Annotated in this window: 21 protein-coding genes, 3 tRNA genes and 1 pseudogene; 8 read left to right on the top strand and 17 right to left on the bottom strand. The window is 34.3% G+C overall.

Annotation, left to right across the window (positions count from 1 at the left end):
* Positions 1 to 31 precede the first annotated feature (31 nt).
* From hflX to FLV_RS11365, 9 genes are all read right to left on the bottom strand, one after another.
* Positions 32 to 1,261 (bottom strand): GTPase HflX, encoded by a 1,230-nt coding sequence (gene hflX / locus FLV_RS11405; RefSeq protein WP_243233969.1) that lies wholly within the window; start codon positions 1,259 to 1,261, stop codon positions 32 to 34.
* A gap of 160 nt (positions 1,262 to 1,421) precedes the next feature.
* Positions 1,422 to 2,285, bottom strand: coding sequence for a hypothetical protein (locus FLV_RS11400; RefSeq protein WP_243233968.1), 864 nt, complete (start codon positions 2,283 to 2,285; stop codon positions 1,422 to 1,424).
* Between the two features lie 137 nt (positions 2,286 to 2,422).
* Positions 2,423 to 3,772, bottom strand: coding sequence for a DUF5689 domain-containing protein (locus tag FLV_RS11395; protein ID WP_243233967.1), 1,350 nt, complete (start codon positions 3,770 to 3,772; stop codon positions 2,423 to 2,425).
* Between the two features lie 10 nt (positions 3,773 to 3,782).
* On the bottom strand, positions 3,783 to 6,620 hold the full coding sequence (locus FLV_RS11390; protein ID WP_243233966.1) for a carboxypeptidase-like regulatory domain-containing protein: 2,838 nt from the start codon (positions 6,618 to 6,620) through the stop codon (positions 3,783 to 3,785).
* A 303-nt stretch (positions 6,621 to 6,923) separates the two neighbouring features.
* Positions 6,924 to 8,141, bottom strand: coding sequence for an MFS transporter (locus tag FLV_RS11385; RefSeq protein WP_243233965.1), 1,218 nt, complete (start codon positions 8,139 to 8,141; stop codon positions 6,924 to 6,926).
* Positions 8,142 to 8,252: 111 nt separating this feature from the next.
* On the bottom strand, positions 8,253 to 8,816 hold the full coding sequence (locus FLV_RS11380; protein WP_243233964.1) for a DUF4256 domain-containing protein: 564 nt from the start codon (positions 8,814 to 8,816) through the stop codon (positions 8,253 to 8,255).
* A 151-nt stretch (positions 8,817 to 8,967) separates the two neighbouring features.
* On the bottom strand, positions 8,968 to 10,011 hold the full coding sequence (locus FLV_RS11375; RefSeq protein ID WP_243233963.1) for a Gfo/Idh/MocA family oxidoreductase: 1,044 nt from the start codon (positions 10,009 to 10,011) through the stop codon (positions 8,968 to 8,970).
* Positions 10,012 to 10,078: 67 nt separating this feature from the next.
* Positions 10,079 to 11,149 carry an NADH:flavin oxidoreductase/NADH oxidase gene (locus tag FLV_RS11370; protein WP_243233962.1) on the bottom strand — a complete coding sequence of 357 codons (1,071 nt, stop codon included), beginning with the start codon at positions 11,147 to 11,149 and terminating at the stop codon, positions 10,079 to 10,081.
* A gap of 141 nt (positions 11,150 to 11,290) precedes the next feature.
* Positions 11,291 to 11,923 (bottom strand): ATP-binding cassette domain-containing protein, encoded by a 633-nt coding sequence (locus FLV_RS11365; RefSeq protein WP_243233961.1) that lies wholly within the window; start codon positions 11,921 to 11,923, stop codon positions 11,291 to 11,293.
* A 1,130-nt stretch (positions 11,924 to 13,053) separates the two neighbouring features.
* Here FLV_RS11365 and rseP point away from each other — a divergent pair.
* From rseP to FLV_RS11345, 4 genes are all read left to right on the top strand, one after another.
* Positions 13,054 to 14,394 (top strand): RIP metalloprotease RseP, encoded by a 1,341-nt coding sequence (gene rseP / locus FLV_RS11360; protein WP_243233960.1) that lies wholly within the window; start codon positions 13,054 to 13,056, stop codon positions 14,392 to 14,394.
* Between the two features lie 86 nt (positions 14,395 to 14,480).
* Positions 14,481 to 14,554, top strand: a tRNA-Asn gene (locus FLV_RS11355).
* A 39-nt stretch (positions 14,555 to 14,593) separates the two neighbouring features.
* A tRNA-Asn gene (locus FLV_RS11350) sits at positions 14,594 to 14,667 on the top strand.
* A gap of 53 nt (positions 14,668 to 14,720) precedes the next feature.
* The gene (locus FLV_RS11345; protein ID WP_243233959.1) at positions 14,721 to 15,011 is read left to right on the top strand and encodes a GIY-YIG nuclease family protein; all 291 of its coding nucleotides are present in this window, start codon (positions 14,721 to 14,723) and stop codon (positions 15,009 to 15,011) included.
* Positions 15,012 to 15,110: 99 nt separating this feature from the next.
* Here the strand turns inward: FLV_RS11345 and FLV_RS11340 are convergent, their stop codons facing one another.
* The gene (locus tag FLV_RS11340; RefSeq protein ID WP_243233958.1) at positions 15,111 to 15,803 is read right to left on the bottom strand and encodes a hypothetical protein; all 693 of its coding nucleotides are present in this window, start codon (positions 15,801 to 15,803) and stop codon (positions 15,111 to 15,113) included.
* Positions 15,804 to 16,066: 263 nt separating this feature from the next.
* A tRNA-Leu gene (locus tag FLV_RS11335) sits at positions 16,067 to 16,146 on the bottom strand.
* A gap of 284 nt (positions 16,147 to 16,430) precedes the next feature.
* On the opposite strand from FLV_RS11335, the gene FLV_RS11330 reads away from it, so the two are divergent.
* From FLV_RS11330 to FLV_RS11315, 4 genes are all read left to right on the top strand, one after another.
* Entirely contained in the window at positions 16,431 to 17,372 is a 942-nt protein-coding gene (locus FLV_RS11330; RefSeq protein ID WP_243233957.1) for a ribose-phosphate pyrophosphokinase, read from the top strand.
* A 121-nt stretch (positions 17,373 to 17,493) separates the two neighbouring features.
* Positions 17,494 to 18,105, top strand: a complete 612-nt coding sequence (locus tag FLV_RS11325) for a 50S ribosomal protein L25/general stress protein Ctc (RefSeq protein ID WP_243233956.1) — start codon at positions 17,494 to 17,496, stop codon at positions 18,103 to 18,105.
* A 461-nt stretch (positions 18,106 to 18,566) separates the two neighbouring features.
* A complete protein-coding gene (pth, locus tag FLV_RS11320) occupies positions 18,567 to 19,241 on the top strand; it encodes an aminoacyl-tRNA hydrolase (protein ID WP_243233955.1) in 675 nt (224 codons plus the stop codon).
* Positions 19,242 to 19,376: 135 nt separating this feature from the next.
* A complete protein-coding gene (locus FLV_RS11315; protein ID WP_031454019.1) occupies positions 19,377 to 19,988 on the top strand; it encodes a superoxide dismutase in 612 nt (203 codons plus the stop codon).
* Between the two features lie 60 nt (positions 19,989 to 20,048).
* Here the strand turns inward: FLV_RS11315 and FLV_RS11310 are convergent, their stop codons facing one another.
* The 6 genes and pseudogenes from FLV_RS11310 to FLV_RS11285 form a co-directional block, all read right to left on the bottom strand.
* Positions 20,049 to 20,423, bottom strand: coding sequence for a hypothetical protein (locus FLV_RS11310; RefSeq protein WP_243233954.1), 375 nt, complete (start codon positions 20,421 to 20,423; stop codon positions 20,049 to 20,051).
* A 410-nt stretch (positions 20,424 to 20,833) separates the two neighbouring features.
* A complete protein-coding gene (locus tag FLV_RS11305) occupies positions 20,834 to 22,732 on the bottom strand; it encodes an amidophosphoribosyltransferase (RefSeq protein ID WP_243233953.1) in 1,899 nt (632 codons plus the stop codon).
* Between the two features lie 81 nt (positions 22,733 to 22,813).
* Entirely contained in the window at positions 22,814 to 23,737 is a 924-nt protein-coding gene (locus FLV_RS11300) for a PfkB family carbohydrate kinase (protein WP_243233952.1), read from the bottom strand.
* A gap of 330 nt (positions 23,738 to 24,067) precedes the next feature.
* A complete protein-coding gene (locus FLV_RS11295) occupies positions 24,068 to 24,952 on the bottom strand; it encodes an alpha/beta hydrolase family protein (RefSeq protein WP_243233951.1) in 885 nt (294 codons plus the stop codon).
* A 17-nt stretch (positions 24,953 to 24,969) separates the two neighbouring features.
* Positions 24,970 to 25,365 carry a hypothetical protein gene (locus FLV_RS11290; protein WP_243233950.1) on the bottom strand — a complete coding sequence of 132 codons (396 nt, stop codon included), beginning with the start codon at positions 25,363 to 25,365 and terminating at the stop codon, positions 24,970 to 24,972.
* Positions 25,349 to 25,935: pseudogene (locus tag FLV_RS11285) on the bottom strand (RNA polymerase sigma factor). Before FLV_RS11285 ends, FLV_RS11290 begins: the two are co-directional and overlap by 17 nt.
* Positions 25,936 to 26,026: the final 91 nt, after the last annotated feature.

The following is a 26,026-nucleotide window of genomic DNA, read 5'->3' as shown; positions in this document are numbered from 1 at the left end:
GGCTTTTGATTTAATTCAAAAGCCGTTTTTTTTATTCTTCTTCCTTTTCAATGGCATCCTTATAATCCGGATACAAAAACTTATTATAAGGGAATCTCGTAATATGAATCTGGCGAACCGCTTCATAAACGATTTCTCTAAACTCTTCAAAATTTTCTTTTTGAGTTGCTGAGATAAACAACGCTTTATCCTGACCAACATTACTCATCCAGGTTTGTTTCCATTCGTCAAGAGTGTAATGTCTTCTGGTTTTTTCGGTAATCAAATCATCTTCGTCAATTGTCAGATGTTTATAGGCATCAATTTTATTAAAAACCATAATCGTTGGCTTGTCATTACTTTTGATTTCCAGTAAAGTTTGATTCACAGATTCGATGTGATCTTCAAAATCCGGATGCGAAATATCTACAACATGCAATAACAAATCGGCTTCTCGAACTTCGTCAAGGGTACTTTTGAAAGAGTCTACCAGTTGTGTCGGTAGTTTTCGAATAAAACCTACAGTATCGGAAAGCAAAAAAGGAAGGTTTTTAATCACCACTTTTCGAACCGTAGTATCTAATGTTGCAAATAATTTATTTTCGACAAAAACATCACTTTTTCCAATCGCATTCATTAAAGTCGATTTTCCAACATTCGTATAACCAACCAAGGCAACACGTACCATAGCACCGCGATTGCTGCGCTGGATACTCATTTGTTTATCGATGGTTTTAATTTTGTCTTTCAGTAACGAAATTCGATCGCGAACAATACGTCTGTCTGTTTCAATCTCCGTTTCACCGGGACCACGCATACCAATACCTCCTTTTTGACGCTCAAGGTGTGTCCATAAACCGGAAAGTCTTGGCAGTAAATATTGACATTGCGCCAGTTCTACCTGAGTTCTTGCATATGAAGTTTCGGCTCTTTGCGCAAAAATATCCAGAATCAGGTTAGTCCTGTCCAGGATTTTGCAATCGATAATTCGTGAAATATTTTTTTGCTGTGAAGGTGTTAGTTCATCATCAAAAATAACAGTCGATATGGCGTTTTCTTTTACAAAAAGATTGATTTCTTCTATTTTTCCGGTACCCACAAAAGTTTTAGGATTTGGGCGTTCCATTTTTTGCGAAAAACGTTTAATCACTTCACCGCCGGCGGTAAAAGTCAAAAACTCCAATTCGTCAAGATATTCTTGTAGTTTCTCTTCATTTTGATTTTGAGTCACAATACCAACGATGGCTGTTCTTTCAAAATTTATTACTTCTTTTTCTAACATAGCTTTGAATAAGCTGCAAATTTAATGATTTGTAAATAGAATACTTATAGAATTTAGTTTTTAAGTTCTATTTAAGAAATCTCCATGTTCTTGTATAAAAAATAAAACCATTCAGAAATTAACTTTCTAAATGGTTTACAGGAAACTGAAAATACAGTTTTTATTCGTAAATAAACGTTTTCTCCGTTTTCACAATACCGTTTTCTTCAATTTGAGAACAAGAGATTGGGAAATTCAGTTTGTTGTATTTATACTTTCTGCTTACAGCTACTAAAGCAGTTGATGAAGGACTAAAGTTTACTTCGTTATTGTAGGATATGGTTTCAAAGCTAAATTCATTTTCATGATACGAAATCATAGGTACGATTACTTTATAATTATCACCAAATAAATTCTGAACGATTAACTGATCTACAGATTTTTTATCATCAAATGTGTACGTTTTAGAAATTTTATCTCCCACCAGACCTTTATGTTTTGATACATTATCATTTACATAAACATATTCAATTTTACCTATAATGGCTTTGTTTCTGTCACGTGAGGTACGTCTGACAATGATGCCGTTTTCTACGATATATTCAATGTCCTCAAGTATATTCTGATGGTTGGTACTTTTTTTTGTTATTACTTTAATTCGGGCACCATCGTAATTAAAAGTTACCGTTTTGGTGATGTAATCATTCCCTTCATGATACTTATTTACAAATTTTGTAATGTTGTTATCTGCATTATAAGAATAGTTGGTAACTTCTTTCCAATCGCTTCCGATTTTATCTTTAACGGTCATATCCAATAATCCGTTTTTGTTATAAAAGAATTTCTGTATAACATCTGAAGTGGTGATGGTTTCAATTTTTCCGTCTTTAAACAGTACCGTTTTGTTTACAATTTCACCGTCTTTAGAATTTTGGTAATTTGTTTTTACGATGTTAATTTGTTTTAACCGAACAGGATTATCCTGACTGTGTAATAAACCGGTAAAGACCATTGCAATAATGGCAAGCAAGTAGATTTTTTTCATAAGATTTGTATTGATTTGGGAAGACCAAAATACAAAATTCTCTCAAATTTTAGCAATTTAAGATTTGAAAAACACTCGAATTAGATTTTTAACGATTTTTACTCTGTAAAACAATTAGTTGTATTTGTTTTGAAAATTTATTTTTCTCCGAACATTTTTACATCATCCACCATGAATGCTCCGTTAAGCGTTTTGTCTTTTCCTGATCCTGTATATTTAAATGCAATATTGATATTTCCTGAATAAGCAGATAAATCGATTCCTCCTGAACTAATAAACTGGCGTGTTGGCGTAGAAAGTGACGCTACTTTGGCATCTAATTTTATCCAGGTGGCTTTGGTTACATTTGATCCGTCAAAATTGGCTGAGACATAAACTTCTAAAGTATTCAAAGGCGAATCCACTTTTAAATCGTGTTGTGCGCTTCTAAAAGAAAAGACGGTATTTTTATAACCGGTTAAATTAATTTTAGGAGAAACCAGCCATGCAATATTTTGGGCAGCTGTTGTACTTGTGGTATTGAATTCTGCATAACCGTTTCCGGCAGAAACCATAGTTCTCCATAATTTTGAGGCTTTCTCTACAATATTGCTCCAGCCCGTTAATGCAAGATTGACATTGTTTGTAACCGTTTGAAAATCTTCGGTAAAAAACGGAATATTGCTTTTTCCGTCCATTACAATATCTTTCTCTGAACGGACCATTAACTGATAATCAGAACCATATTTGGTTAAAATTCCGCGTACTTTTCCGCTTCCCTTAGGAACTAAATGGGTTGAAAAATCTGCAAAACTGCTGGTCCTGAAAATGATCTGATTTCCGGATTTATCTCTTAAACCCCAATTGGTAGAGCCTCCCACATTATTTGCCTCTTCAAAATAATGACGGCCAATAGCGGCTTCTAAAAACTGAACGTCAGACAATTCTATAAGAGTATTTAGTTTATTGTCATCTAAAGCTTCTTCAATTGAAATTGTATTCACTAATTGATCTTCATTGAGCATTGAGCACGAAGCATTTAATACTTTTTTGTAATCATTTTGAGAAATTCTTCCCACAGATGCCGCTCCAGAATTACCTTCGTACAAACTTCCAATTCGCATCCCGCCATAAAATAAATCGGTAAACAGATCTTTTAATTTGATGTACACTTTATTTCCAACACGATAATCGATGTAAGTGTTTGTCGCATCTATAGCAACACTGAATCCAACAGACGGTTTTGTTTCTGTCGCCAAAGTCTGAAGATAGAGGATTTTAAAAAAGTTTCCGTTTTCATCACTTGAAACTACGTAAGCTTCAATTACATCATCGTAAACATATTTGGTAGCTGTGATGGTTGCCGTTTTCAGAACATCTTCAACCGTTCTGTTTACGATTAAATCAGGCTGTTTACATTCTAATTTTGGAATAGATACATCTTCATTACAATTGCAAAAAAGGAATAGAAATAATATCGAGGTAAGACTTTTATAGTTGTTTTTCATTTGAAATAGTTTATAAATTGATATTCATATTTACGAAGTAGGTTCTTCCGTATCCATAAAAATATTTGGGGCTAAAAGAAGGTGTTCCACTGGAAACATCCTGATTTAACTCTCTGAAGTTTGAATTTCTTGCCTGCTCAAATCCGCCGGTTTTATACGTATAATCAAGGACATTATTGATACTGGCAAATAGCCCGATTGTTGTTTTATGAATACGCCACGATTTTCCTCCAGTCATGTTTAATAAAAAAACAGGGTTTAGTTTTTCTTGCCTTAACAGTACTTTTGTACGTTCTTCTGATGCTTCGGGGAAGTTGAAACCACTCGCCGGATTGATGTAAAATCGGGATGTTCTGGTAATTGGAGTAACATCGATATAACGGTCTGTGATATAATTAATATTAGCAGAAATCCACCAGAATTTAGGATCACGATATTCTATTCCACACGAAAAAGCCTGTTGCGGCATACCGGATTGTTTGTAATTTTTGAGTAAGGACTTACCAAAATCAAATGTATTTTCCGTATCTGCAACCGCTGCATTGGCATCATTGGTAATCAAAACATTTGGATTACTGCTATAAGTGTAATTTCCATAAGCTGCAGAAAAAAAGCTTTTAAGTGTAGAAGTAACGGGATATTCCAGACTGAATTCGATACCGATATTTTTCTTATCCAAGTTGGTCAAAGTTTGACTTACAAAGGCATCGGTATTGTCATAACCGGCTCCATCATCAAAAATACCTTCAGCATAAAAAAAAGATGTTTTTGTGGTATTTTTTATCAATGCATAATAACCCGAAATACGCATTTTAAGTTTGGGAGAATGGTACACATAATTGAGATCAGCAGCACTTATGTTTTCATTTTCGATTCCGTTTACAATTGAATTGTTTAATCTCGAATTTGAAAAAGTGTTTCGGAGAGAAGGCGCTTTGGTTTGATGCATTGCACTAAAAAATAGCCATTGTTTTCCTGAAATTTTATAGTTAAGTCCGCCTTTGAACCCAAAATTTTCAAAATTTACTTTTTGGCTTTTGCCCAATGAATTTTCCGGATAAATGCCGTTTTGGTATAAACCTTCTCTCTGGTATTTTGAAGTAGAAAATGAATTTCCTAAGTAAAAATCGACTTTTCTGTACACAAATCTAAACTGCGTAAAAGCTTCTGCAGTTGTAGCATAAAAATTAAAATTATAACCATAAGTGTCATCGGTTTTTACCTGACGATCAGGATTTTTTAGATCCGATTGGGATTGATCGCCTTTATAAAAGGAATCAATATCCTCAAAATATTCACCGCCCAATAAATCCAGCAGATGCTGAAAATTATGTGATTTTAGATTCTTAAAAAGTATTCCTCCGCTAAAAAAAATATTGTCTGAAAGCTGAGTATTGAGGTTTGAATTTACAGCGAAAGTTTTGTCATCGGTTCGGTCTTCATAAAGCACATAATGGCTTTTTGAAGGTTCATATCCTGTAATAACTCCTTCAGAATTTGAAATAGCTTTCTGATTGGCTCTGTAGATCGCATCCCAGTTGATTTGAGAATTTTTTAAAAACAATGTTTTGCTTCTTGCTGCATTTTCATAATCGGGAGTAAATTCACCTGAGAATTCTCCGTTGTCTTTTGCATAAAGCGAACTAAAATAACTGGGCAGTTTTCTGTAATAAGTGGGGTCAGGGCTGTCCGAATTTTGAAAATCAATATTGCTGTTGCCGACTTTTCCAAACTGATACATAATGGCTGAGGTTAGATTGGTCCGGTCATTCATTTTAAAATAATGATTGAGCATGAGCAATGGTTCTTCGACATTTTTTACCCTTGCATTTCGTTTTTCTCCATTTTGATATCCCCAGTACGAATTGTATTTCTCCGATTTTAATTCAGTTACTTCATTGGTATTTGGTGAATTTTTTCCACGTACATTCGGTGTAAAAAAACCGGTAAAATTTAAAGAATGTTTTGGGTTTAATTTTTTCTCGACACTTATAAAAAAAGAATTGGCATTGTAATTTGTTCCTTCAAAATAACCTTCGGCTGCCCAGCGTTTTCCAACCGAAAAAACATAAGTCCAACCGGAAGATTTCATGCCCGAAGCATAGGTAATCATTGTCCTCCAATTGTAATTGGTATTGGTTCCTGAAAACGATATCCGGGTTCCTTTTCTATACGCGGATGCCTGAGTGAAAATTTGCTGTGTGCCTAAAATCCCTCCGAAAGTATAATCTGAAGGAGCAGGACCAATGGTAAATTCCTGATTTCTGAGTACATCATTTAATCCTCCCCAATTATTCCATTGTGGTCTTCCGTCGTAAATTTTATTCATTTTCACGCCATTGAGCATCATTGCTGCATTTTCGCTGTCAAGTCCCCGGACACTAAATCGAGCTTGTCCCCAATTGAACGCTGCTGCCTGCAAAAAAGCATCTTTTGAAGACTGTAAAAGCCCCGAAGTAGTTTCTGATGAACTGTTGTCTTCGTTCAGGTCGCTTTCTAAAAGTGAAATAATAGTAGTTTGGAGATTTTCGATTTGGTCTTCTTCTAGCAATAAGGTTCCGAGATTTACTTTTTGGCCAAAATTAGCATTCACTTTCAGAAGCAAATCTTTGTAGCCCTGACTGTGGATTAAAAGTAATTGTTCACCGGAGATAGCCGAATGTAACTCGAACGTCCCGTCTTTTTTGGTGAGCTGCATTATAGCTGAATTTTGAATACTGACAACAGTATTTTCTAAAGGATTCTGAGTTTTAGAATCGATAACCAGCCCTGAAAAGATAGTTTCTTTTTGGGCAGAAGCAATTTTAAAAATAAAAAGGAGTATAAGAACGAATGATTTTTTGTGCATGTAAACCGAATTTATTAAAAAAACCCTCTTCTTTTTTACAAGAAAAGGGTGAGAATAATTTTGACTGAAATCCTTAAAAAACAATAAATTTTAGTCAAAAAATCAAATCAGGTTTTGGAAATAATGTTTGAAAAAAATGTGGTATTGAAAATTTTCAAACAATAATACATTGATATAAGTATGAATTAGATTACAAAGATAGTTTAAAAAAATAATTTCGATTCTTTTTACTTGTTAAAAAAACAGAAGTTTATTAACCGATAAATCAATTTTGATGAAACTGAAATAATGAAGACAAGAATATTAGTCTGATACTTTTATTTTAGAAACCATAAAAGCAATTAAAACGCCAAATATTCCGATAAAGGCAAAAGAAAACTGAAGTCCAAAAGTTTGTGCAACATATCCAATGATAGGAGGCCCCATCAAAAAGCCAAGAAAGCTAACACTGGAGACGATAGTTAATGCTTCTCCAGCAGAAACGGTTGGGTTTTTACCCGCAAGGCTGTAAACGGTTGGAACTATAGTAGAAACGCCCAGACCCACAACCATAAAGGCAATTGTACAAGGAATAATATACGGGAAGAAAACAGCGGTAAAAAGACCGGCAGAAATCATACAGCCGCTAATTTGCATAACCTTTTTTCGTCCAAATTTATTATTCATGGCATCACCAATAAACCGTCCGCTGGCCATCATAATCATAAATGAAGTGTAACCTAAAATTACCAAAGCACCCGGAGCTTTTACGATATCTTTAAAATAAATCCCGCTCCAGTCAAACATAACACCTTCGCTGGCCATGCTGCAAAAACCAATTATACCCAGCCATATTAGGGCACTGTCCGGTTTAGGGAACAATTTTTTGCCTTCTGTTTTGGGTTTTATTTTTTCTTTTGCTTTCACTAAAAACTTAAAATTAAAAACAATCATTAATAAAACAACAGCACCTACAATCAGAAAATGATGATACGGTTTTAAATGAAGTGAAAGCATTCCTAAGCCTACCAAAGCACCGGTAAACCCGGCAAAACTCCACATACCGTGAAAGGAGGACATGATGTTTTTCTTAAAGAGTGTTTCAGTATATACACCCTGGGTGTTTACGGCGATGTTGGCTAAATTTCCAAATAGTCCAAAAGTAAATAATCCCAAAGGAAGCTGAAGCGCACTTGCAGCCAAGCCTAAATTGGTGAGACTGAAAACATACATAATTAAAGAGAAAATCAAAATGCGGTGGCTTCCAAATTTGGTTACCATTTTGCCCGAAAAAGGCATGATAATCAATTGCCCGACCGGAAGCGCAAAAAGAACAGAGCCTAATTCTCCTTCGCTTAGGTGCAAAGCCGTTTTAATATCCGGAATTCTGCTCGCCCAGGTGGCAAAACTCAAACCCATTCCAAAATAAAACATTCCAACAGCAAAACGAATTCTGTTTAAATAGGAAGCTTTTGCCTCCCGATAAACTTTTTTAATTTTTCCTTTGGTTTGGAACAGCGCTAATGGATTGAAATCTATCACAGAAATGCATTTTAAATTTGTATATACAAAGGTACTGAATTCCTATTTTAAAGAATAAAAACAATAGATTGATTGTTAAATATACAACGTTATTGTTTATAAATTGTGAATTTAAACCCTTAATGCTCCTCTAAAACCTCTCGCGGCATAGTAAGACTGAGCGCCATTGTGATACACAAAAACAGTTTCATAGCGATAATCGGCAAAAAGAGCACCGCCCAATTTTCTAATTTCAGCAGGTGTTTTTATCCAGCTGGAAGTTTTTTGATCGAATTTTCCAAGTTTCTGAAGTTCTCTGTATTGTGATTCAGACAGAAGTTCGATACCCATTTCCGTAGCCATGCCCACAGCATTATTTTCCGGCTTAAATTCTTTTCGTGCTTCCAAAGCTTCTAAATCATAACAAATGCTTCTGCGTCCTTTTGGGCTTTCTGCAGAACAGTCATAAAAAATGTATTCGTTAGTTTTTTCATCAAAACGGATCACATCCGGTTCGCCTCCCGTTTTTTCCATTTCATTGAGAGACCATAGTTTTTCAGGATTGAATTCCAGCTTTAACTGTACTTTGTTCCAATCTATATTTTGATGACGGTTTTTGTTTTTCTCAAAACGAACTTTTAGGGCTTTAAGGAGCTGTTCACTTTCTTCCAGTAACAATTCTTTTTCGCTTTTCATATTAGAAAGATTCTTAAGACGTTAGATTTAATTCAAAAATTATAGTGTCAGGCTGAGTCCGTTCGTCTTCGCTCAGGATAAACTTAGTAGAAGCCCTTTTTTGGTGAAAGCCTTCGACTCCGCTCAGGATTGACAATGATTTCTTAAGATTTTACTTCAGATCAATAATCTTTTTTTGCTGATTACTCGCAATAGCAGCTTCAATAACCTGCATAACTTTTACACCGTCCTGAGCTGTAACCGGTTCCGGTTTATTATTTGTAATGGAATCATAAACACCATCAAAATATTCAAAATAATTGCCCTGAAGTGTTGGTATTTTTTCACGGATTGTTTTTCCGTCAATTTCGGTATGCAAAAGCCCGTCAAAACCTTCTAATTCTGTTCCCCAGGATTCACGATTTGGTTTTTTGCCAATTTTCAGTTCGTCTTCCTGAATATCACCACGCTGTTTTAAGAAAGTACCTTTTTTTCCGTGAATGGTATAAGCCGGATGCGCTTCTCTCACAAAAAAACCTGCTTTTAAACGTACCCTGAAATCTTCATAAATTAATAATAAATCAATCCAGTCGTCTACTACCGAGTTTTCTCTGGTATAACGAATATCAGCAAAAACCGATTTTGGGGAACCAAACAGACAAACAGCCTGATCTATTAAATGCGGTCCTAAATCTTTCAGAATTCCTGCTCCGTCATTGGCAGTTTCTTTATGTGCTTTCGGACTTAATATCGGATTGTATCTGTCGAAATGGAATTCGGCTTCAACCAAATCTCCCAAAACACCTTCGTTAATTACTTTCTGAATCGTTTTAAAATCGCTGTCCCATCTTCTGTTCTGGAAAACGGCCAGTTTTAACCCTTTTTCTTTGACAATTTGAGCCAATTCTTCAGCTTCTGCAACGGTTGTGGTAAATGCTTTTTCGACAACGGCATGTTTTCCTGCCAAAAGTACTTTTTTAGCGTATTCATAATGTGTTCCGACAGGCGTATTTACAATTACCAGATCTACATCGTCTGCCAACAAATCCTCAAGCGAAGGATAGCTTTTTACGGTTGGATAATCTTCCTGAATCAGTTTTTTGCTTCTTTCCCAGGAACCTAATAATTCAAAACCTGGGTGAAGATCCAAAAAAGGAGCGTGAAAAACTTTTCCCGACATTCCGTATGATAATAGTGCTGTTTTTATTTTTTGCATTGTTTTATGTTTTTTCCGCCACGAATTCACGAATTTATTTTTAATTTATGAATCGTGGTTAATAAATTTATAGTTTAGCTCGTTCGTATTGTTTTGGCCATTGAATATCATCGCTTAATTCATTGGCAAAATCCAAAGGCAGGTTGGGGTTTCTTAAGGATTCTCTTGCGAATAAAATCAAGTCGGCCTGACTGTTATTTAAAATTTCTTCAGCTTGTTTCGCTTCGGTTATCAAACCAACGGCTCCGGTTAAAATATTGGCTTCTTTTTTTACTTTTTCTGCGAAAGGAACCTGATAACCCGGTCCAATTTCAATTTTTTGATGTGAAACCAATCCACCAGACGAAACATCGATTAAATCTACTCCTTTTTCTTTTAATAGTTGCGAAAGTTGTACAGATTCTTCAGGATTCCATCCGCCTTCTGCCCAGTCTGTGGCTGAAATTCGAACGAATAAAGGTAAATCAGAAGGCCATTCTGTCTGGACAGCTTCAATAATTTCTAATGTAAAACGAATTCTGTTTTCGAAACTTCCACCATATTCATCGGTTCTTATATTTGTTAGAGGAGATAAAAACTGATGCAGTAAATATCCGTGTGCCGCATGAATTTCAAGAACTTTGTAACCGGCTTTGACCACTCTTTTAGTGGCGGCTTTAAAATCAGAAACTACTTTTTGGATTCCGTTTTTATCTAAGGCTTCCGGAAGAAACGGCTCGTTTTCATGATACGGAACTGCACTTGGAGCCACGGTCTGCCATCCGCCCTGAGCGAAATCTAACTTTTTATTTCCTTCCCAGGGAGCAGATACACTTGCTTTTCGTCCGGCATGAGCCAATTGAATTCCCGGAATCGAATTCTGAGAAACAATAAATTCGTTGATTTGTGTTAGCTTTTCGATATGTTCGTCTTTCCAGATCCCAAGATCAGCAGGAGAAATTCTCGCTTCCGGAGAAACCGCCGTCGCTTCCTGAATAATCAATCCGGCTCCACCGCTGGCACGGCTTCCTAAATGAACTAGGTGCCAGTCGTTTGCAAATCCGTCGACTGCTGAATATTGGCACATTGGCGAAATAACGATTCGGTTTTTTAAAGTGCTGTTTTTTATAGTAAGGGGAGAGAATAATAATGAAGCCATAGTATGTAACTTTTAATGAATTTGCGCTACCAATTGGATACGATAGCATATAAAAAAGTAAAGTTACAGCATCTTCGTAAAAGTAGAAATTCAAATGTTTATTAATTAACAAACATTTAAAGCAAATACGGCTCTGTAAAACTACATGAAAAGCTTATTTTCAATTTCGGAAAAGTCATTCTTCTCAAATTCAGTAATTTTCTTGTCTTTCAGCAGAAAAATTTTATCACAGTCTTTATAAAGAATTTCCAAAATATGGGAAGAAATAAAGATAATGCTTGTATTTGAAAGTTTCCGAATGTAATTCATTAATAAATAATTCGATTCTAAATCCAATCCATTAAAAGGTTCGTCTAAGATATAGATCGGAAATTGTTTTTGGAAAACGGCATTTAAATAGGTTTTCTTTTTCATACCGGTCGAAAATTCACGAATTAACTGTTTTTCCGGGACTTTAAATATTTCGTTAAGAATGAACGTTTTCAAATCCAATAGATGCGCATAAAAGTCATAAAATTCTTTGGCGGTAAGTTCGTTGTAAATTGGAGGTTCTGTTGGCGCCCAGCCAGCGTTTTGAAGTAAAATTTTTTCGCCATTAAGAAGGCAATTCCCTTTAAATTGTTCAAGACCTAAAATGCATTTAAAAAGTGTCGTTTTTCCGTGACCGTTTTTACCAATCACTCCATAAATTCCAGGCTGTTCAATGTTGATTTTTATATCTTTTAATATCGATATATTACCGTATTTTTTTTGATCAATTTGAATGGTTAGCATATTTAATGGTTTTTAAGTTTTTAATGGCTTTTTTATACATCAAAGGGATTGCTAATAATGAGGCTCCAAACAGGAAAAAGATTGAAGAAACAAATATTACAAAAACAATTTGGTGAATTAAATTATTATGGAAATACATATATTTTAAAATTACATTTAGAACCGGAGGGATAAAAACAATGCCAAACAGCAGTAATTGCTCCCATCTATGAAAAAAACATAGGACTATAAAAATTGGAATTGCAATATAAAATGTATTGATTATGGTGTTTTTTAATTGAAACCACAAAAACTTTTCAGCATTAAAAGGATTGCGTTTTATTTCTTCTGTTTTCTCTCTTTCAAAAGAGGGCAGACAACCTATTAAAGCTAAAATCAGTAGTACAAAATAAATTAGATTTTCATTTTTATATTCGGATGCAAAATAAATTAAGATTACTAAAAATGGAAATATATAGATTAATTTATATTGTCTGAAAGAGATATGCCAATGAACATTAAATAAATCAAAAGGATAACGAATGGTTTTGCGAGTTGATTTTGGTGTATTTATTAAAAGAATATTGAAGATAAAAATCACCAAAATGAACAAAAAATCTTTTTTGAACAATAAAATCAAATGAAATGGAAGGGAATAAATGAGGTATTCTAAAAACAATATGACCTTGTAATTTTTCTTCAATTTCAGAATTTCGATATCGGATCTTTGCAAATGATAACCGACAATATCAAAAAAAAATAATAAAATATAATTTCGGAAGTATTCATAATTTTTAAAAACGAAGAAAGCTGCTGTCAAATAAAGCAGTATGATTAAAAATATGGCAATATTGTCATCTTTAGAAACTAGTTTTCTAAAACGAATAATAAATAAATACTGTAAAATTTTAATCAATGCTCTTAGGGTTTATAGTTTCAAAAATAATTATAATTCAGTTTTGCAAATAACTTTACTACACATTTGTAACATAATATGCCAATACGTTACTAATAAAAACAATCTTAATTTAAAATATTAAGGCAAGAGCAATTATTAACAAACATTTAAAGCCTTATGTATTATATTGCGCTCTCAAATTAAAATAGAAAACGTTACTTTTGTGCGTCAAATTACGAACTAAAATTACAAAATGGATATAGTTATCAAGCTCTCTCAATTTTTATTGAGTTTATCATTACTTATTATTCTTCACGAATTAGGACATTTTATTCCTGCAAAATTATTTAAAACAAGAGTCGAAAAATTCTACTTATTTTTTGATGTTAAATATTCGTTGTTTAAAAAACAAATTGGAGAAACAGTTTACGGAATTGGATGGCTTCCGCTTGGTGGTTATGTGAAAATCTCAGGAATGATTGACGAGAGTATGGATAAAGAACAAATGGCTTTGCCTCCGCAGCCTTGGGAATTTCGTTCGAAACCGGCCTGGCAGCGTTTAATTATTATGTTGGGTGGTGTTACAGTAAACTTTATTCTGGCCTTTATCATATATATAGGTATGGCGTTTGCTTACGGTGATACGTTTGTAGCGAATGCCGATTTGAAAGATGGTGTTTTGATTGAAAATCCTGTAATGCTTAAAACAGGTTTTAAAACCGGAGATAAAATTTTAGCAATCGATGGGAAAAAAGTGGTGAATTTTGACAATGAGTTAAATATCAATATCATCATGTCTAAAGAAGTTTTGATTGAAAGAAACGGACAGCAGCAAACCATTAAAATGCCAAATGATTTTGTTGATCAGTTGTCAAAACATGAAAAATCTCATCTTGTAGATATGCGTGTACCTTTCGCTATTAAAGAAGTTTCTGCTGAGTCTGCAAACAAATCATTAAAAGCAAAAGATTTAATTGTAACTCTTAACGGACAGGAAGCTAAATATTACGATCAGGTAAAAGCAATTTTAAACAGTAATAAAGGTAAAATGATTCCGGCTGTTGTATTACGTGATTTGAAAGAGACTCCAATATCAGTTAGTGTTTCTAAAGACGGAAAATTAGGTGTAATTGCAGGAGGTTTAGGAATAGAATCATTAGAAAAATTAGGATATTATAAAATAAGTACAAAACATTACGGATTCCTTGAATCTATTCCGGTTGGATTAGAAAAAGGAAAAGATCAGTTAGTAGGTTATGGGAAACAATTAAAAATGATTTTTAATCCTGAAACAAAAGCCTATAAACAAGTGGGTGGTTTTGCGGCGATTTTTAATATTTTTCCAAATAGCTGGAGCTGGGAAACGTTCTGGTCAATCACTGCTTTATTGTCAATTATGCTTGGTGTTATGAATTTATTGCCAATCCCGGCACTTGACGGAGGACATGTGATGTTTTTATTGTATGAAATTGTTAGTGGCAAAAAACCGAGCGATAAATTCCTTGAAAATGCCCAAATGGTTGGCTTCGTAATACTTATATCGCTGCTTTTGTTTGCTAATGGCAACGATATTTACAAGGCAATTATGAAGTAGAAAAAAAAATGAATAAAAAGAGTTAAAATATTTTTGAGAAACTAAAAATTCAATTATATTTGCACTCGCTAAAAAGAGCAACAACTTCCTCCTTAGCTCAGTTGGTTAGAGCATCTGACTGTTAATCAGAGGGTCCTTGGTTCGAGCCCAAGAGGGGGAGCAAACTTTTTTTAGCAAACATATTTACCTTTAAGGTGATTCCTCCTTAGCTCAGTTGGTTAGAGCATCTGACTGTTAATCAGAGGGTCCTTGGTTCGAGCCCAAGAGGGGGAGCTTATTAAAAGACTATCATGAAAATGATAGTCTTTTTTTTTTAAATATAAAATATGAATTACGTTTATATTCTTCATTCTGCTAAATTAAGTCGATTTTATACTGGCTTTACAGCAGATTTTGATACAAGATTAGATTTTCACTTGAATTCAGAGCAAGCACGAAAATTCACTTATAAAGTAGATGACTGGATTGTTTTTCTGAAAATAGAATGTGAATCAAAGTCACAAGCTTTGGCGATTGAAAAGCATATCAAAAATATGAAAAGCAAAATCTACATTGAAAACCTATTGCGATATCCTGAAATCATAAATAAATTACTTGAAAAATATAAAGACTGTTAATCAGAGCCCCGAAAGCTTTCGGGGTTGGTTCGAGCCCAAGAGGGGGAGCTTATTAAAAGACTATCATGAAAATGATAGTCTTTTTTTTTTGAATCGATTCTATTTTTTAGATATTGTCAGAGCGGTACTTTTGCTTTCAAACAATTTAATCATTTCTTCAGCTTTTTCCGGTTGACTAATTGCTTTCAGGGATTTGGCGCATCGTAAATAATAAACAGGTTCTGAATTTTCTTCAAGACTAAATAGTTCTGTATAGTATTTAGCGGCGGCTTCGAAATCATTTTCAAAATAATATTTGTCGGCGACTTTTTTAAGCATGTCTGTAGATTTGTATCCTTTGTCTACAACATTGGTGTATGTGTTTAAAACATCTATGCTTACAGATTTTTTGCTGTGTTCCGGAACTGTAGTTTTAATGGTAACGGGTTGAATAGTCTGATTGGTTTTGGTGATTGTGGTTTTTGAAGCTGTTATGGGTTCGGTGGCTTTAACGTGTGCTTTTCGGTATATGGCAGTTACGGTTCTGGTGTTGTTTGGTCCCAGGTCGTAGGTGTTGACCATGTCGAGCTTTGTGACTTCGTATGTTGTGATTCTTTTTTTTCCGGCAGCAAGATTGATTACTTCTTCGACACAGTAAGCTTCTATGACAAGATCTTCATCAGATTTGTCATCAAACTTTAATGGTGCTTTTCGAAAATCGGCATTGGTAATTACCTGATTTACCTGCTGACTAAAACAATTTAGTGAAAAAACACCTGCAAGTGCTATAAGGTGTATTGCATGAGTTTTCATGATAATTAAAATAAAGTTGAGAGCTGTATTGAAATTATATAGTAAAGGTATTGATTGTGTTTTGTTTGCCTTTTGTATTAGCGTTTAAGTGCTGTTAAAGTCGTTTAAGTGCTTAATTTGGTGTGTAGAGTGTGTTTTTTTAAAATAAAATTGTCGAACCGCTGAAGTGAATGAGGTCGTTGAGGTTTTGACTAGAAATAGCAAGGGTTCGGAAAGGCTTAAAAAAGAAAAAGCTGTCAAAAATGACAGCTTTTCCGTTAAAGTACCCGGAGCCGGAGTCGAACCGGCACGGTTTCCCACAGGTGTTTGAGACCAGCGCGTCTACCAATTCCGCCATCCGGGCTTAGCAGACGAAAAAACAATCAAAATTTGATTATTTTAACGCAATAGAATAATCGATAATGTGCTTATTCCTTTAACACGGTGCAAATGTAAAAAATAAATTTAAAAGTTCTACTAAAAATACTCAAAATTTTCCTTTCAGTCTCCGATAAATTTTATAAATTTGCACCTCGTTAAAACGAAGCACACACAACTAACTACATCCGAGGCAGATAGGAGATTTGGCTAAAAAAAATAATTTAGTCAAATTGTATTGAAAACTAAGGAATAAAACAACAAATTATAATGTCGCACCTAGAACCAGAAGCTAAAATTTTTGCTTGTTCAAAAAGTGTTTATCTTGCAGAGAAAATTGCAGACCAATACGGGATTCCGTTAGGAAAAGTAACAATGTCAACGTATAGCGATGGAGAATTTCAGCCATCTTACGAAGAATCAATCAGAGGGCTACGCGTTTTTATCGTGTGCTCAACTTTTCCAACTGCTGATAATCTGATGGAATTATTGTTAATGATTGACGCTGCAAAACGTGCATCAGCAAGACATATTACAGCTGTTATGCCTTATTTTGGCTGGGCAAGACAGGATAGAAAAGACAAGCCAAGAGTTCCGATTGGAGCAAAATTAGTAGCAAACCTATTAACTGCAGCCGGAGCAACAAGAATCATGACAATGGACTTACATGCAGACCAAATTCAGGGATTCTTTGAAAAACCAGTAGATCATTTATTTGCATCTACCATCTTTTTACCATACGTAGAAAGTTTAAAATTAGAAAATTTAACTATTGCATCTCCGGATATGGGAGGTTCAAAAAGAGCATATGCTTATTCTAAGTTTTTACAATCAGATGTAGTAATCTGTTATAAACAAAGAAAAGCAGCCAACGTTATCGACACTATGGAGCTGATTGGTGAAGTAAAAGGACGTAACGTAATCTTGGTAGACGACATGATCGATACAGGCGGAACTTTAGCAAAAGCTGCCGATCTAATGATCGAAAAAGGAGCACTAAGTGTAAGAGCAATTTGTACACACGCTATTTTATCAGGTGGAGCGTATGAAAAAATTGAAAATTCGAAATTAACAGAATTAATCGTAACTGATTCTATTCCGTTAAAACAAGAATCAAAGAAAATCAGAGTAGTGAGTTGTGCGCCTCTTTTTGCAGAAGTTATGCACATGGTGCACCACAACAATTCCATCAGTGGAAAATTCATTATGTAAAAAGCAATAAGCTTTAAGCCGTAGGCTATAAGCTTTGTTACTTAATGAAAAAAAGCCTAAAGCTTATTGCTTAAAGCTTACAGCAAACAAGAATATTTATTAATAACTATATTTTTTTACAATGAAATCGATTACAATTAAAGGATCAGAAAGAGAAAGCGTGGGCAAAGTGTCAACTAAAGCCTTACGTAATGCTGGAGCGGTTCCTTGCGTGTTATACGGAGGAAATCAGGCAGTACACTTCTCAGCAGACGCTGCAGCGTTCAAAAACTTGGTTTACACTCCAAACGCACACACAGTTGTGATTGAGCTTGGAAAAGGAAAATCATTCAATGCAATTTTACAAGACATTCAGGTTCACCCGGTATCTGATAAAATTTTACACATCGACTTCTTCCAATTATTTGATGATAAAGAAATCACAATGGAAGTTCCTGTAAAAATCGTTGGTACATCTAAAGGTGTTCTTGCAGGTGGTGTTTTACGTTTAAATACTCGTAAATTAAAAGTAAAAGCTTTACCGGCAAATCTTCCTGATTTTGTTGAAGCTGACATTACTCCACTTGAAATGGGTAACAAATTATATGTTACTAAAGTTGGTGCTCCAGAATACAAAATTATGCACCCGGACAACACAGTTGTGGCTCAGGTAAGAATTTCTCGTGCTGCTATGAAAGCTGCTCAGGAAGCTGCAAAAGCTGCAAAAGCTCCTGCAAAAGGAAAGAAAAAATAATTTTTTTTCAAATCATACAAAAAGCATCAATCGAAAGGTTGGTGCTTTTTTTTTAGCTTCTAAGTTTCTAAGATGCTAAGTTTTTTAGGTTGGATTGTGTAAGATGTCAGACTGAGCCGAGTCGAAGTCTTTGTCGTTAGTTTTTTTAGAAGCAGAAATATGATTTTTTTCAAGACCAGATATTCCTGCCATCCGCTAAATCTTTTCCTGGTTAAAGAAACCAGAAAAAGGATACCGCTTCTGTCAGGGCTAACAAGACAATATCTTTTTCATAAGTCTCTAAGTTGTTGAGATATCAGGAAAAGTAAAGGATTTATAAAATTTTTAGGATTGAAAAATCTGTTTCATCTGCAAAATCTGCGAGAAACCTTTTAAGGCTAACGCTGTGATTAAAACACAACCACCATAAATTATCTAATTGACACATTTTCTAATTCCTTAATTAACCTTACTTTTGCCAAATGATAAAATGGATAAACAAACTGTTTTCATCAACACAAAAAGAAGAGAACATAGTCAGTATGAAACCGGAGGTTCACGAACACCAAAAAAACAATATAAAAAGCGTGAGTAAAAAATATTTAATTGTCGGATTAGGAAATATTGGTGCTGAATACGTAAACACCAGACACAACATCGGATTTAAAGTCCTGGATTTTTTAGCCAGAAAAGAAAGCCTTTCCTTTGAAACTGTAAAATTGGGAGCCTTAGCTGAATATAAATTCAAAGGAAGAACTTTTTTACTGCTTAAACCAAATACCTACATGAACCTGAGTGGAAAAGCAGTAAAATACTGGATTGACAAAGAAAATATTCCGTTAGAAAATATTCTGGTAATTACAGATGATTTAAACCTGTCATTCGGAACCATCCGAATCAAACCAAAAGGGAGTGATGGTGGACATAACGGATTGAAGAACATTAATCTTGTTTTAAATACACAGCAATACACCCGTTTCAGATTTGGGATCAGTGATCAATTCAAAAAAGGACAACAGGTTGACTATGTTTTAGGAGACTGGGATGAAGAGGAAAAAACAAAATTACCTGAAAGGCTCGAAGTTGCATCAGAAATTATCAAATCTTTCGGTACGGCAGGATTAGAAAATACAATGACAACTTTTAACGGAAAGTAGAGATTTACAGGGGGGTTAGTGTAAAAACAACAATTATAGGTTAACTTAATTCAATTATAACGAAATAGTATTTTCTATTCCAAAGTTAAATGTATAAATTTGGATAAATTATTATAAATCATAAAATCATATATCATGGCTTTTGAATTACCACAATTACCTTATGCTTATGACGCATTAGAACCACATATTGATGCGCGTACAATGGAAATCCACCATTCTAAACATCATAATGCCTATACAACAAATCTTAATGCTGCTATTGCAGGAACAGATTTAGAAGGAAAAACAATCGAAAATATCTTAATTAACTTAGATAAATCAAACGCTGCAGTTCGTAACAATGGAGGAGGTTTTTATAACCATAACTTGTTTTGGACAGTAATGTCTCCAAATGGAGGAGGATTGCCAACAGGCGATTTATTGGCGGCTATTGAGGCTTCTTTTGGAACTTTCGAAGAGTTTAAAGCAAAATTTGCTAAAGCCGGAGCAACACAATTTGGTTCAGGATGGGCTTGGTTAACGGTTCAAAAAGGAGGAAAATTAGAAGTTGTAGGTACTCCAAATCAGGACAATCCATTAATGCCGGAAGTTGCTGGTAACGGAGGAACTCCAATTTTAGGAATGGATGTTTGGGAGCATGCTTATTATTTAAACTACCAAAACAGAAGACCGGATTATATTGAAGCTTTTTTCAGTGTGATTAACTGGACAGAAGTTGCAAGAAGATTTGCTTTAGATAAATAATCTTTTTCAAATAAATAAAAACCCGATTAGTTCGTTCTGAATTAATCGGGTTTTATTTTTTTACCATTTCCCAAAGAAGCTGTTAATATCAAAATAATACTTGACCTCTTCTCCTTTTTCATTGGTTAATTTTAATAAATCGTAGTGTTTGTTGCCTTCGTTTAGTAAAGCCTGACCATTCATAGTACAATTTGGGCAAAGTTTTTTTGCAATTTTATATTCTTCGGCCACACTGTTTACTTTTATGGCATTTTTGATCGAGCTTCCGTCAGGAGTGGTTTTTTTCTCAGAGGAGTTTTCGTTTTCAGTAGTACCGGCAGTTTTTTCATTATTAATTTGATTGTCTGCTTTTGCTGTAACGGATTTTGTACCTGAGCAATTAACTAAAAAGAGGCTTAGAAAGACTGAAAATAAAATTTGTTTAAAGAGTTTCATAGGTTGAGTTTAAAATTTAGACAATAATAAAGAAATTTAGTAATAAAAAATATTTTCAGTCCATTTATTTCAATAAAAAAGGCGGAATTTCTTCCGCCTTTTTTGCCCCAAATTTACCATATACTTAACCTACTTAATTTATGGTATATCAAATGTATGGCACTATGTTATGTATATCAAATATTTTGGATTAACAGCAATAATATCCGATTAACTGATTGATTTTTAAAAATTTAACTTTATTCCAATAAAAAAGGTGAAATTTCTTCCACCTTTTTTGCCCCAAATCTACCATAAACTTAACCTACTAATGTTATGGTTCCTCAAAGATATACTAGCATTGCATTTTTCCCAAAAATATAGGATGAAATGCATAAAAATCCGATGAAATGCATTTTTTAACTTTTCATTTAGTATGCTCTTGCGTTTTTTCCTTCATAAAAGTTGATAAATGCTCTGTTTACAACACGATTTCCACCGGGTGTTGGGTAGTCTCCGGTAAAATACCAATCGCCAAGATTTTTCGGACAGGCAATATGTAAGTCTTCTACTTTTTGGAAGATAATTTTTACTTCGGCATTGATTTCAGGAGAGCTTAACATCTCAGCAATTCTGTCTGAAATTTCTTCCGGGGTAAATTGATCGTAAATTGCGGTTACATAATTTACAACATCAGTGTCGGCATAATTTTCCTGAGCTTTGCATTTTGCATACACTTCGTCAACGATATGATATAAATTTCTTTCCTTTAATAAATCTAAAGCAGCTCTAAAAGCAACAAGACCTTCCAGTTTTGCCATATCAATTCCGTAGCAATCCGGATAACGAATTTGTGGAGCAGAAGAAACAATTACGATACGTTTTGGTTTTAAACGATCCATCATTTTTATGATGCTCATTTTTAATGTAGTACCGCGAACAATACTGTCATCAATAATAACCAAATTATCAGTTGGTTTTATCACTCCGTAAGTAACATCGTAAACGTGAGCCACTAAATCGTCACGGCTGCTGTCTTCTGTAATAAAGGTTCTAAGTTTAGCATCTTTAATGGCAACTTTCTCCGTACGGATTTTTACTGCCAGTAACTCTTGTAAAGTTTCAGCTGTAAGTGTATTTCTGTTTTCTAAAATATAATTGTTCTTTCTCTGATTTAAGAAATCCTGAGCAGCTTCAACCAAACCATAAAATGAAGTTTCAGCTGTGTTTGGGATATAGGAGAAAACTGTGTTATCTGTATCGCTGTCAATTGATTGAAGAACAGCAGGTAAAATTAATTTTCCTAAATTTTTACGTTCCTGATAAATTTCAGCATCACTTCCTCTTGAGAAATAAATTCTTTCAAAAGAACAGGCTTTTTTAACGGTTGGTTCCAGAATTTGATTCATGGTAACTTTTCCGTTTTTCTTTATAATTAAGGCATTTCCCGGTTCAATCTCCTGAACACTTTCAAAAGGAACATTAAATACGGTTTGAATAACAGGTCTTTCTGAAGCTACAACAACAACTTCGTCATCCTGATAGAAATACGCCGGACGAATACCTGCCGGGTCTCTAAAAACAAATGCGTCTCCATGACCTAATAAACCGGCCATTGCATACCCGCCATCTAAATTTTTTGCCGAGCGTGTTAGTATTTTTGCAAGATCCAGACGTTCTGCAATTACCGGAGAGGCTTCTCTTTTTGAATAACCTTCTGCTTTACAGTCCTGATATAATTGCATTACTTCTTTGTCCAAAAAGTGACCAATTTTTTCCATTACTGTAACGGTATCGGCCATCTCTTTTGGATGTTGTCCAAGTTCTACTAAATTTTGGAAAAGCTCTTTAACATTGGTCATATTAAAGTTTCCTGCCAAAATCAGATTACGGTGCATCCAGTTACTCTGGCGTAAAAAAGGGTGAACGCTTTCGATACTGTTTTTTCCGAAAGTTCCGTAACGAACGTGTCCTAAAAACAATTCTCCTATATAAGGTATGTTTGCTTTTAATTCTTTTATATTGTCATTCAGTTCCGGATTTGCTTTTAGTTCCTCACTGATACGTTCATTGATTTGTTTGAAAACATCCTGGATTGGCTGAGAATGATTAGAACGAACTCTGCTGATATATCGTTCTCCGGGTTCTACGTCTAATTTAATGCTTGCAAAACCGGCACCGTCCTGTCCACGGTTATGTTGCTTTTCCATCATTAGATACATTTTTTGTATCCCGTAAAAAGCAGTTCCGTATTTTTCCTTGTAATATTCAAGCGGTTTAAGAAGTCTAACTAAGGCTATACCACATTCGTGTTTTAAAGCGTCGCTCATTTTTTTGTGTGTTTGTGTTGTTGTAAGTTGTGTGCGTATTAACGTAATAAAAAAGCCCCGTTTTACCGAGGCTCGTGAGCATTATATTTCTATGTCAAACTGAGTTAACGACTTAAATTGCTGTAATCGAATCGCTACTTCGGCTTTGCTTAAGGTTTCCATCCTCTCAGTTCCAAATTTCTCTACGCAGAACGAAGCTAAATTTGAACCGTAAATAATGGCGTTTTTCATATTGTTAAACGAAATGTTTTCGCTTTGTGCAATGAATCCTGAAAATCCGCCTGCAAAAGTGTCTCCAGCTCCGGTCGGATCAAAAACATCTTCTAATGGCAATGCTGGTGCAAAGAATACTTCTCTGTTGTGGAATAAAAGTGCGCCGTGTTCTCCTTTTTTGATTACCACATATTTTGGTCCCAATTCCTGGATTTTAGCTGCTGCTTTTACTAATGAATATTCACCCGAAAGTTGTCTTGCTTCTTCGTCATTGATTGTAATAACGTCAACACGTTTAATTACATCTAATAATTCAGGAAGAGCACAGTCCATCCAAAAATTCATAGTGTCTAAAACTACTAATTTTGGTTTTTTCTCTAATTGATCTAAAACACTGCTTTGTACTAATGGATGCAGGTTTCCTAACATCACGATATCTGAGTCTTTAAAGTTTTGAGGAACTTTTGGCTGAAAGTCAGCTAAAACATTTAACTCCGTTACCAAGGTGTCTCTTGAATTCAGATCGTTGTGGTATAAACCGCTCCAGAAAAAGGTTTTTCCGCCTTTTACAATTTCGATACCCGAGATATCAATATTTTTTGAAGTTAAAAGGTCTAAATGTTCTTGAGGAAAATCGTCGCCAACTACAGAAACAATGGCCGATTGCAAGTTAAAAAAGGATGCTGATAAACCAATGTATGTTGCTGCACCACCTAATATTTTATCTGTTTTTCCGAAAGGAGTTTCAATCGCGTCGAAAGCAACCGTTCCAACAATCAATAATTTATTCATTTTATGAATTTCGAATTAAGGTGCAAAGATACTTCATAAGTTACAATATTGCAACGGTTTAGGTTCTCAAAATTTTCATAAAAAAATGATATCGATTTCGGGGTTAAAACTATTGTAAACGAGGTGATTGTCTGAGGTTTTGTTCAGTGCTCAAAATATAATTTTTAGAATTAAATTGCAATATTTATTTTGGGAAAAAGCTTTAAGATTTTATTTAAGTTTTTTAAAAGAAGAAGATTTTCTTTTTCCTTTAAAATTGCCAAATACAAAGTCAACTTTTCTTTAAATCAAGATGTTTAAATGTGTTGCAGTAAAGATGTGATAGTGTCTCTAGTTTTTCTTTAATTCCCCTACATTTTTAATCCAATCGATTGCATCTTTCATAGGTTCTTCATCGTCTGAAAATGCTGTATTGTGACCCAAGTTTGGAAATAATTTATATTCATAATTTTTTCCTTTAGATTTCAATTTGCTAAGATATTCGATGGATAGCTTTATAGGAACCTGAATGTCTTTACCTCCAAAAATCCAGATTCCCGGAATTGATAATTTAGAAAGAACATCATTAGGATTTGTATCAATAAACTCATATTTGTCCGGGTCATTGAATACATGTTTTCTGGCATCTTCTTCTGAGTGCGTATCCCAGAAATTTTTATTCCCATTTGTATAAAATTGAAATCTCAATTGTTCTTTAACCGTTATAAGAGCGCCGCTAAATATGGTCATAAATTGAACTTTCTTATTTTTTTCTGCAGCCAATGGAATGATCCACCCAGCTTGACTACCGCCTATTAAGCCAATTGGTATTTTATTATTGGATAAAGATTTAAATAAAGTATTTACAGCAGCACTCGCATCTAAAGACAAAAGATTCAAATTTGAGAAATCAACATTGTTAGTTCCAACTTCAGGGCCCGCATATACACCAGCCGATGCTCCGACTCCACGTTTATCGTATGTTAAAACTGCAATTCCATTGTTGGCTAGAGTTTTAGCAAAGTTTAACATTCTTTTTTCTTGTCCAGATCCATGAACAATCACGACGGCTGCCTGTACTTTGTTGGGTGTAAAAACAGTTCCGGCGAGTGAAACTCCTTCACTAACAAATTTTATTTCCTTAGTAGTAAAGTTTGGCGGAAGTGCTGATGCATAACTAGTGATAAAAAACAACGATATTAAGAGTGAATAGGTGTGTATTTTTTTTGTTTTCATTTCTTTGATGAATTAATTTACAGCTGATACTTCTTATCAAAATAATTTTTCAAAACTCCAATCTGAATCAAAACCATAAAAGGAACGATTAAAATAGCATACAATGTAGTTTTAGAAATATGAATTCCGGAAACAATTCCGGAAATTTTATCAGAATAAGATTTCCCTATTTCCGGATTATTTTCTGCTCCTGCAAAAAAGACATTATAAATAACCAAAAGAGCTAAAAGAATTCCAATAAATATCCATGTTGAAATAGAAATCAATGGTTTGTAAGGTTTTATTTTTACTTTTTCGACAACAAAAATTTGCGACATTAAGTTCGAAGTAAAGTCGGCAGATGGCGATTGTAAAGTGTTTTCGGCCATCATTTTCTCAATAAGATTTTCTATGTTTTTATCTTCTTCTTTCATAATAATCAATTGTTTCCGGTTCTAATTGTTTTTTCAAAATTGCGGCTAATTTTTGTCGGCTTCTAAATAATTTTACTTTGACATTATTAGCATTAATATTCATGATTTTGCCAATTTCTTCCAAATTCTGATCTTCAAAATAGAATAAAGTCAGCAGGAAATTTTCTTCACCCGGTAACAAATTTAAGCAATTTTGAATGGCTTGTTTTCGTTCTTTGTCTTCTAAAGCACTCAAAGCATTGTCCATTGTTTTAATCAGATGGCTGGAAAATTCATCTATCGAAATAGTATTGTCTTCTTTTTTGTTTTTCTTCAAACGGTCTAAGCAAGTGTTGTAAGCTATTTTGTAAATCCAGGTAGAAAATTTAGAATCGCCTTTAAATTTACTTAAACAAGTAATATTTTAATAAAAGTGTCCTGAGCAACCTCTTCAGCTTCTTCTCTGTTTTTAACCATTTTAAGGGCAAGAGTAAAAATCATGTCTTTGTAACGATCAACCAGCACGGCAAAAGAACTGGTTTCGCCCTGCAGAATTTTATCAATATAATGTTGATCTGGAATTGTACTCATATTATATTAAGACGACAGTTTGTTCTTTTAGGTTACAAGGGTTTTAAAATAAATTCCAAATTCTAATTGTTGGATTTTCAAACTTTCACAA

Source organism: Flavobacterium pectinovorum (assembly GCF_022802975.1).
Lineage (GTDB): Bacteria > Bacteroidota > Bacteroidia > Flavobacteriales > Flavobacteriaceae > Flavobacterium > Flavobacterium pectinovorum_B.
Note: the sequence above shows the minus strand (reverse complement) of the source record. Positions and strands in the feature narration are given on the sequence as shown.

Bases quoted from the DNA above. Each gene is read 5' to 3' on its own strand.
- hflX (WP_243233969.1), bottom strand. From the start codon at position 1,261: ATGTTAGAAAAAGAAGTAATAAATTTTGAAAGAACAGCCATCGTTGGT.
- FLV_RS11400 (WP_243233968.1), bottom strand. From the start codon at position 2,285: ATGAAAAAAATCTACTTGCTTGCCATTATTGCAATGGTCTTTACCGGT.
- FLV_RS11395 (WP_243233967.1), bottom strand. From the start codon at position 3,772: ATGAAAAACAACTATAAAAGTCTTACCTCGATATTATTTCTATTCCTT.
- FLV_RS11390 (WP_243233966.1), bottom strand. From the start codon at position 6,620: ATGCACAAAAAATCATTCGTTCTTATACTCCTTTTTATTTTTAAAATT.
- FLV_RS11380 (WP_243233964.1), bottom strand. From the start codon at position 8,816: ATGAAAAGCGAAAAAGAATTGTTACTGGAAGAAAGTGAACAGCTCCTT.
- FLV_RS11375 (WP_243233963.1), bottom strand. From the start codon at position 10,011: ATGCAAAAAATAAAAACAGCACTATTATCATACGGAATGTCGGGAAAA.
- FLV_RS11370 (WP_243233962.1), bottom strand. From the start codon at position 11,149: ATGGCTTCATTATTATTCTCTCCCCTTACTATAAAAAACAGCACTTTA.
- FLV_RS11365 (WP_243233961.1), bottom strand. From the start codon at position 11,923: ATGCTAACCATTCAAATTGATCAAAAAAAATACGGTAATATATCGATA.
- rseP (WP_243233960.1), top strand. From the start codon at position 13,054: ATGGATATAGTTATCAAGCTCTCTCAATTTTTATTGAGTTTATCATTA.
- FLV_RS11345 (WP_243233959.1), top strand. From the start codon at position 14,721: ATGAATTACGTTTATATTCTTCATTCTGCTAAATTAAGTCGATTTTAT.
- FLV_RS11340 (WP_243233958.1), bottom strand. From the start codon at position 15,803: ATGAAAACTCATGCAATACACCTTATAGCACTTGCAGGTGTTTTTTCA.
- FLV_RS11330 (WP_243233957.1), top strand. From the start codon at position 16,431: ATGTCGCACCTAGAACCAGAAGCTAAAATTTTTGCTTGTTCAAAAAGT.
- FLV_RS11325 (WP_243233956.1), top strand. From the start codon at position 17,494: ATGAAATCGATTACAATTAAAGGATCAGAAAGAGAAAGCGTGGGCAAA.
- pth (WP_243233955.1), top strand. From the start codon at position 18,567: ATGATAAAATGGATAAACAAACTGTTTTCATCAACACAAAAAGAAGAG.
- FLV_RS11315 (WP_031454019.1), top strand. From the start codon at position 19,377: ATGGCTTTTGAATTACCACAATTACCTTATGCTTATGACGCATTAGAA.
- FLV_RS11310 (WP_243233954.1), bottom strand. From the start codon at position 20,423: ATGAAACTCTTTAAACAAATTTTATTTTCAGTCTTTCTAAGCCTCTTT.
- FLV_RS11305 (WP_243233953.1), bottom strand. From the start codon at position 22,732: ATGAGCGACGCTTTAAAACACGAATGTGGTATAGCCTTAGTTAGACTT.
- FLV_RS11300 (WP_243233952.1), bottom strand. From the start codon at position 23,737: ATGAATAAATTATTGATTGTTGGAACGGTTGCTTTCGACGCGATTGAA.
- FLV_RS11295 (WP_243233951.1), bottom strand. From the start codon at position 24,952: ATGAAAACAAAAAAAATACACACCTATTCACTCTTAATATCGTTGTTT.
- FLV_RS11290 (WP_243233950.1), bottom strand. From the start codon at position 25,365: ATGAAAGAAGAAGATAAAAACATAGAAAATCTTATTGAGAAAATGATG.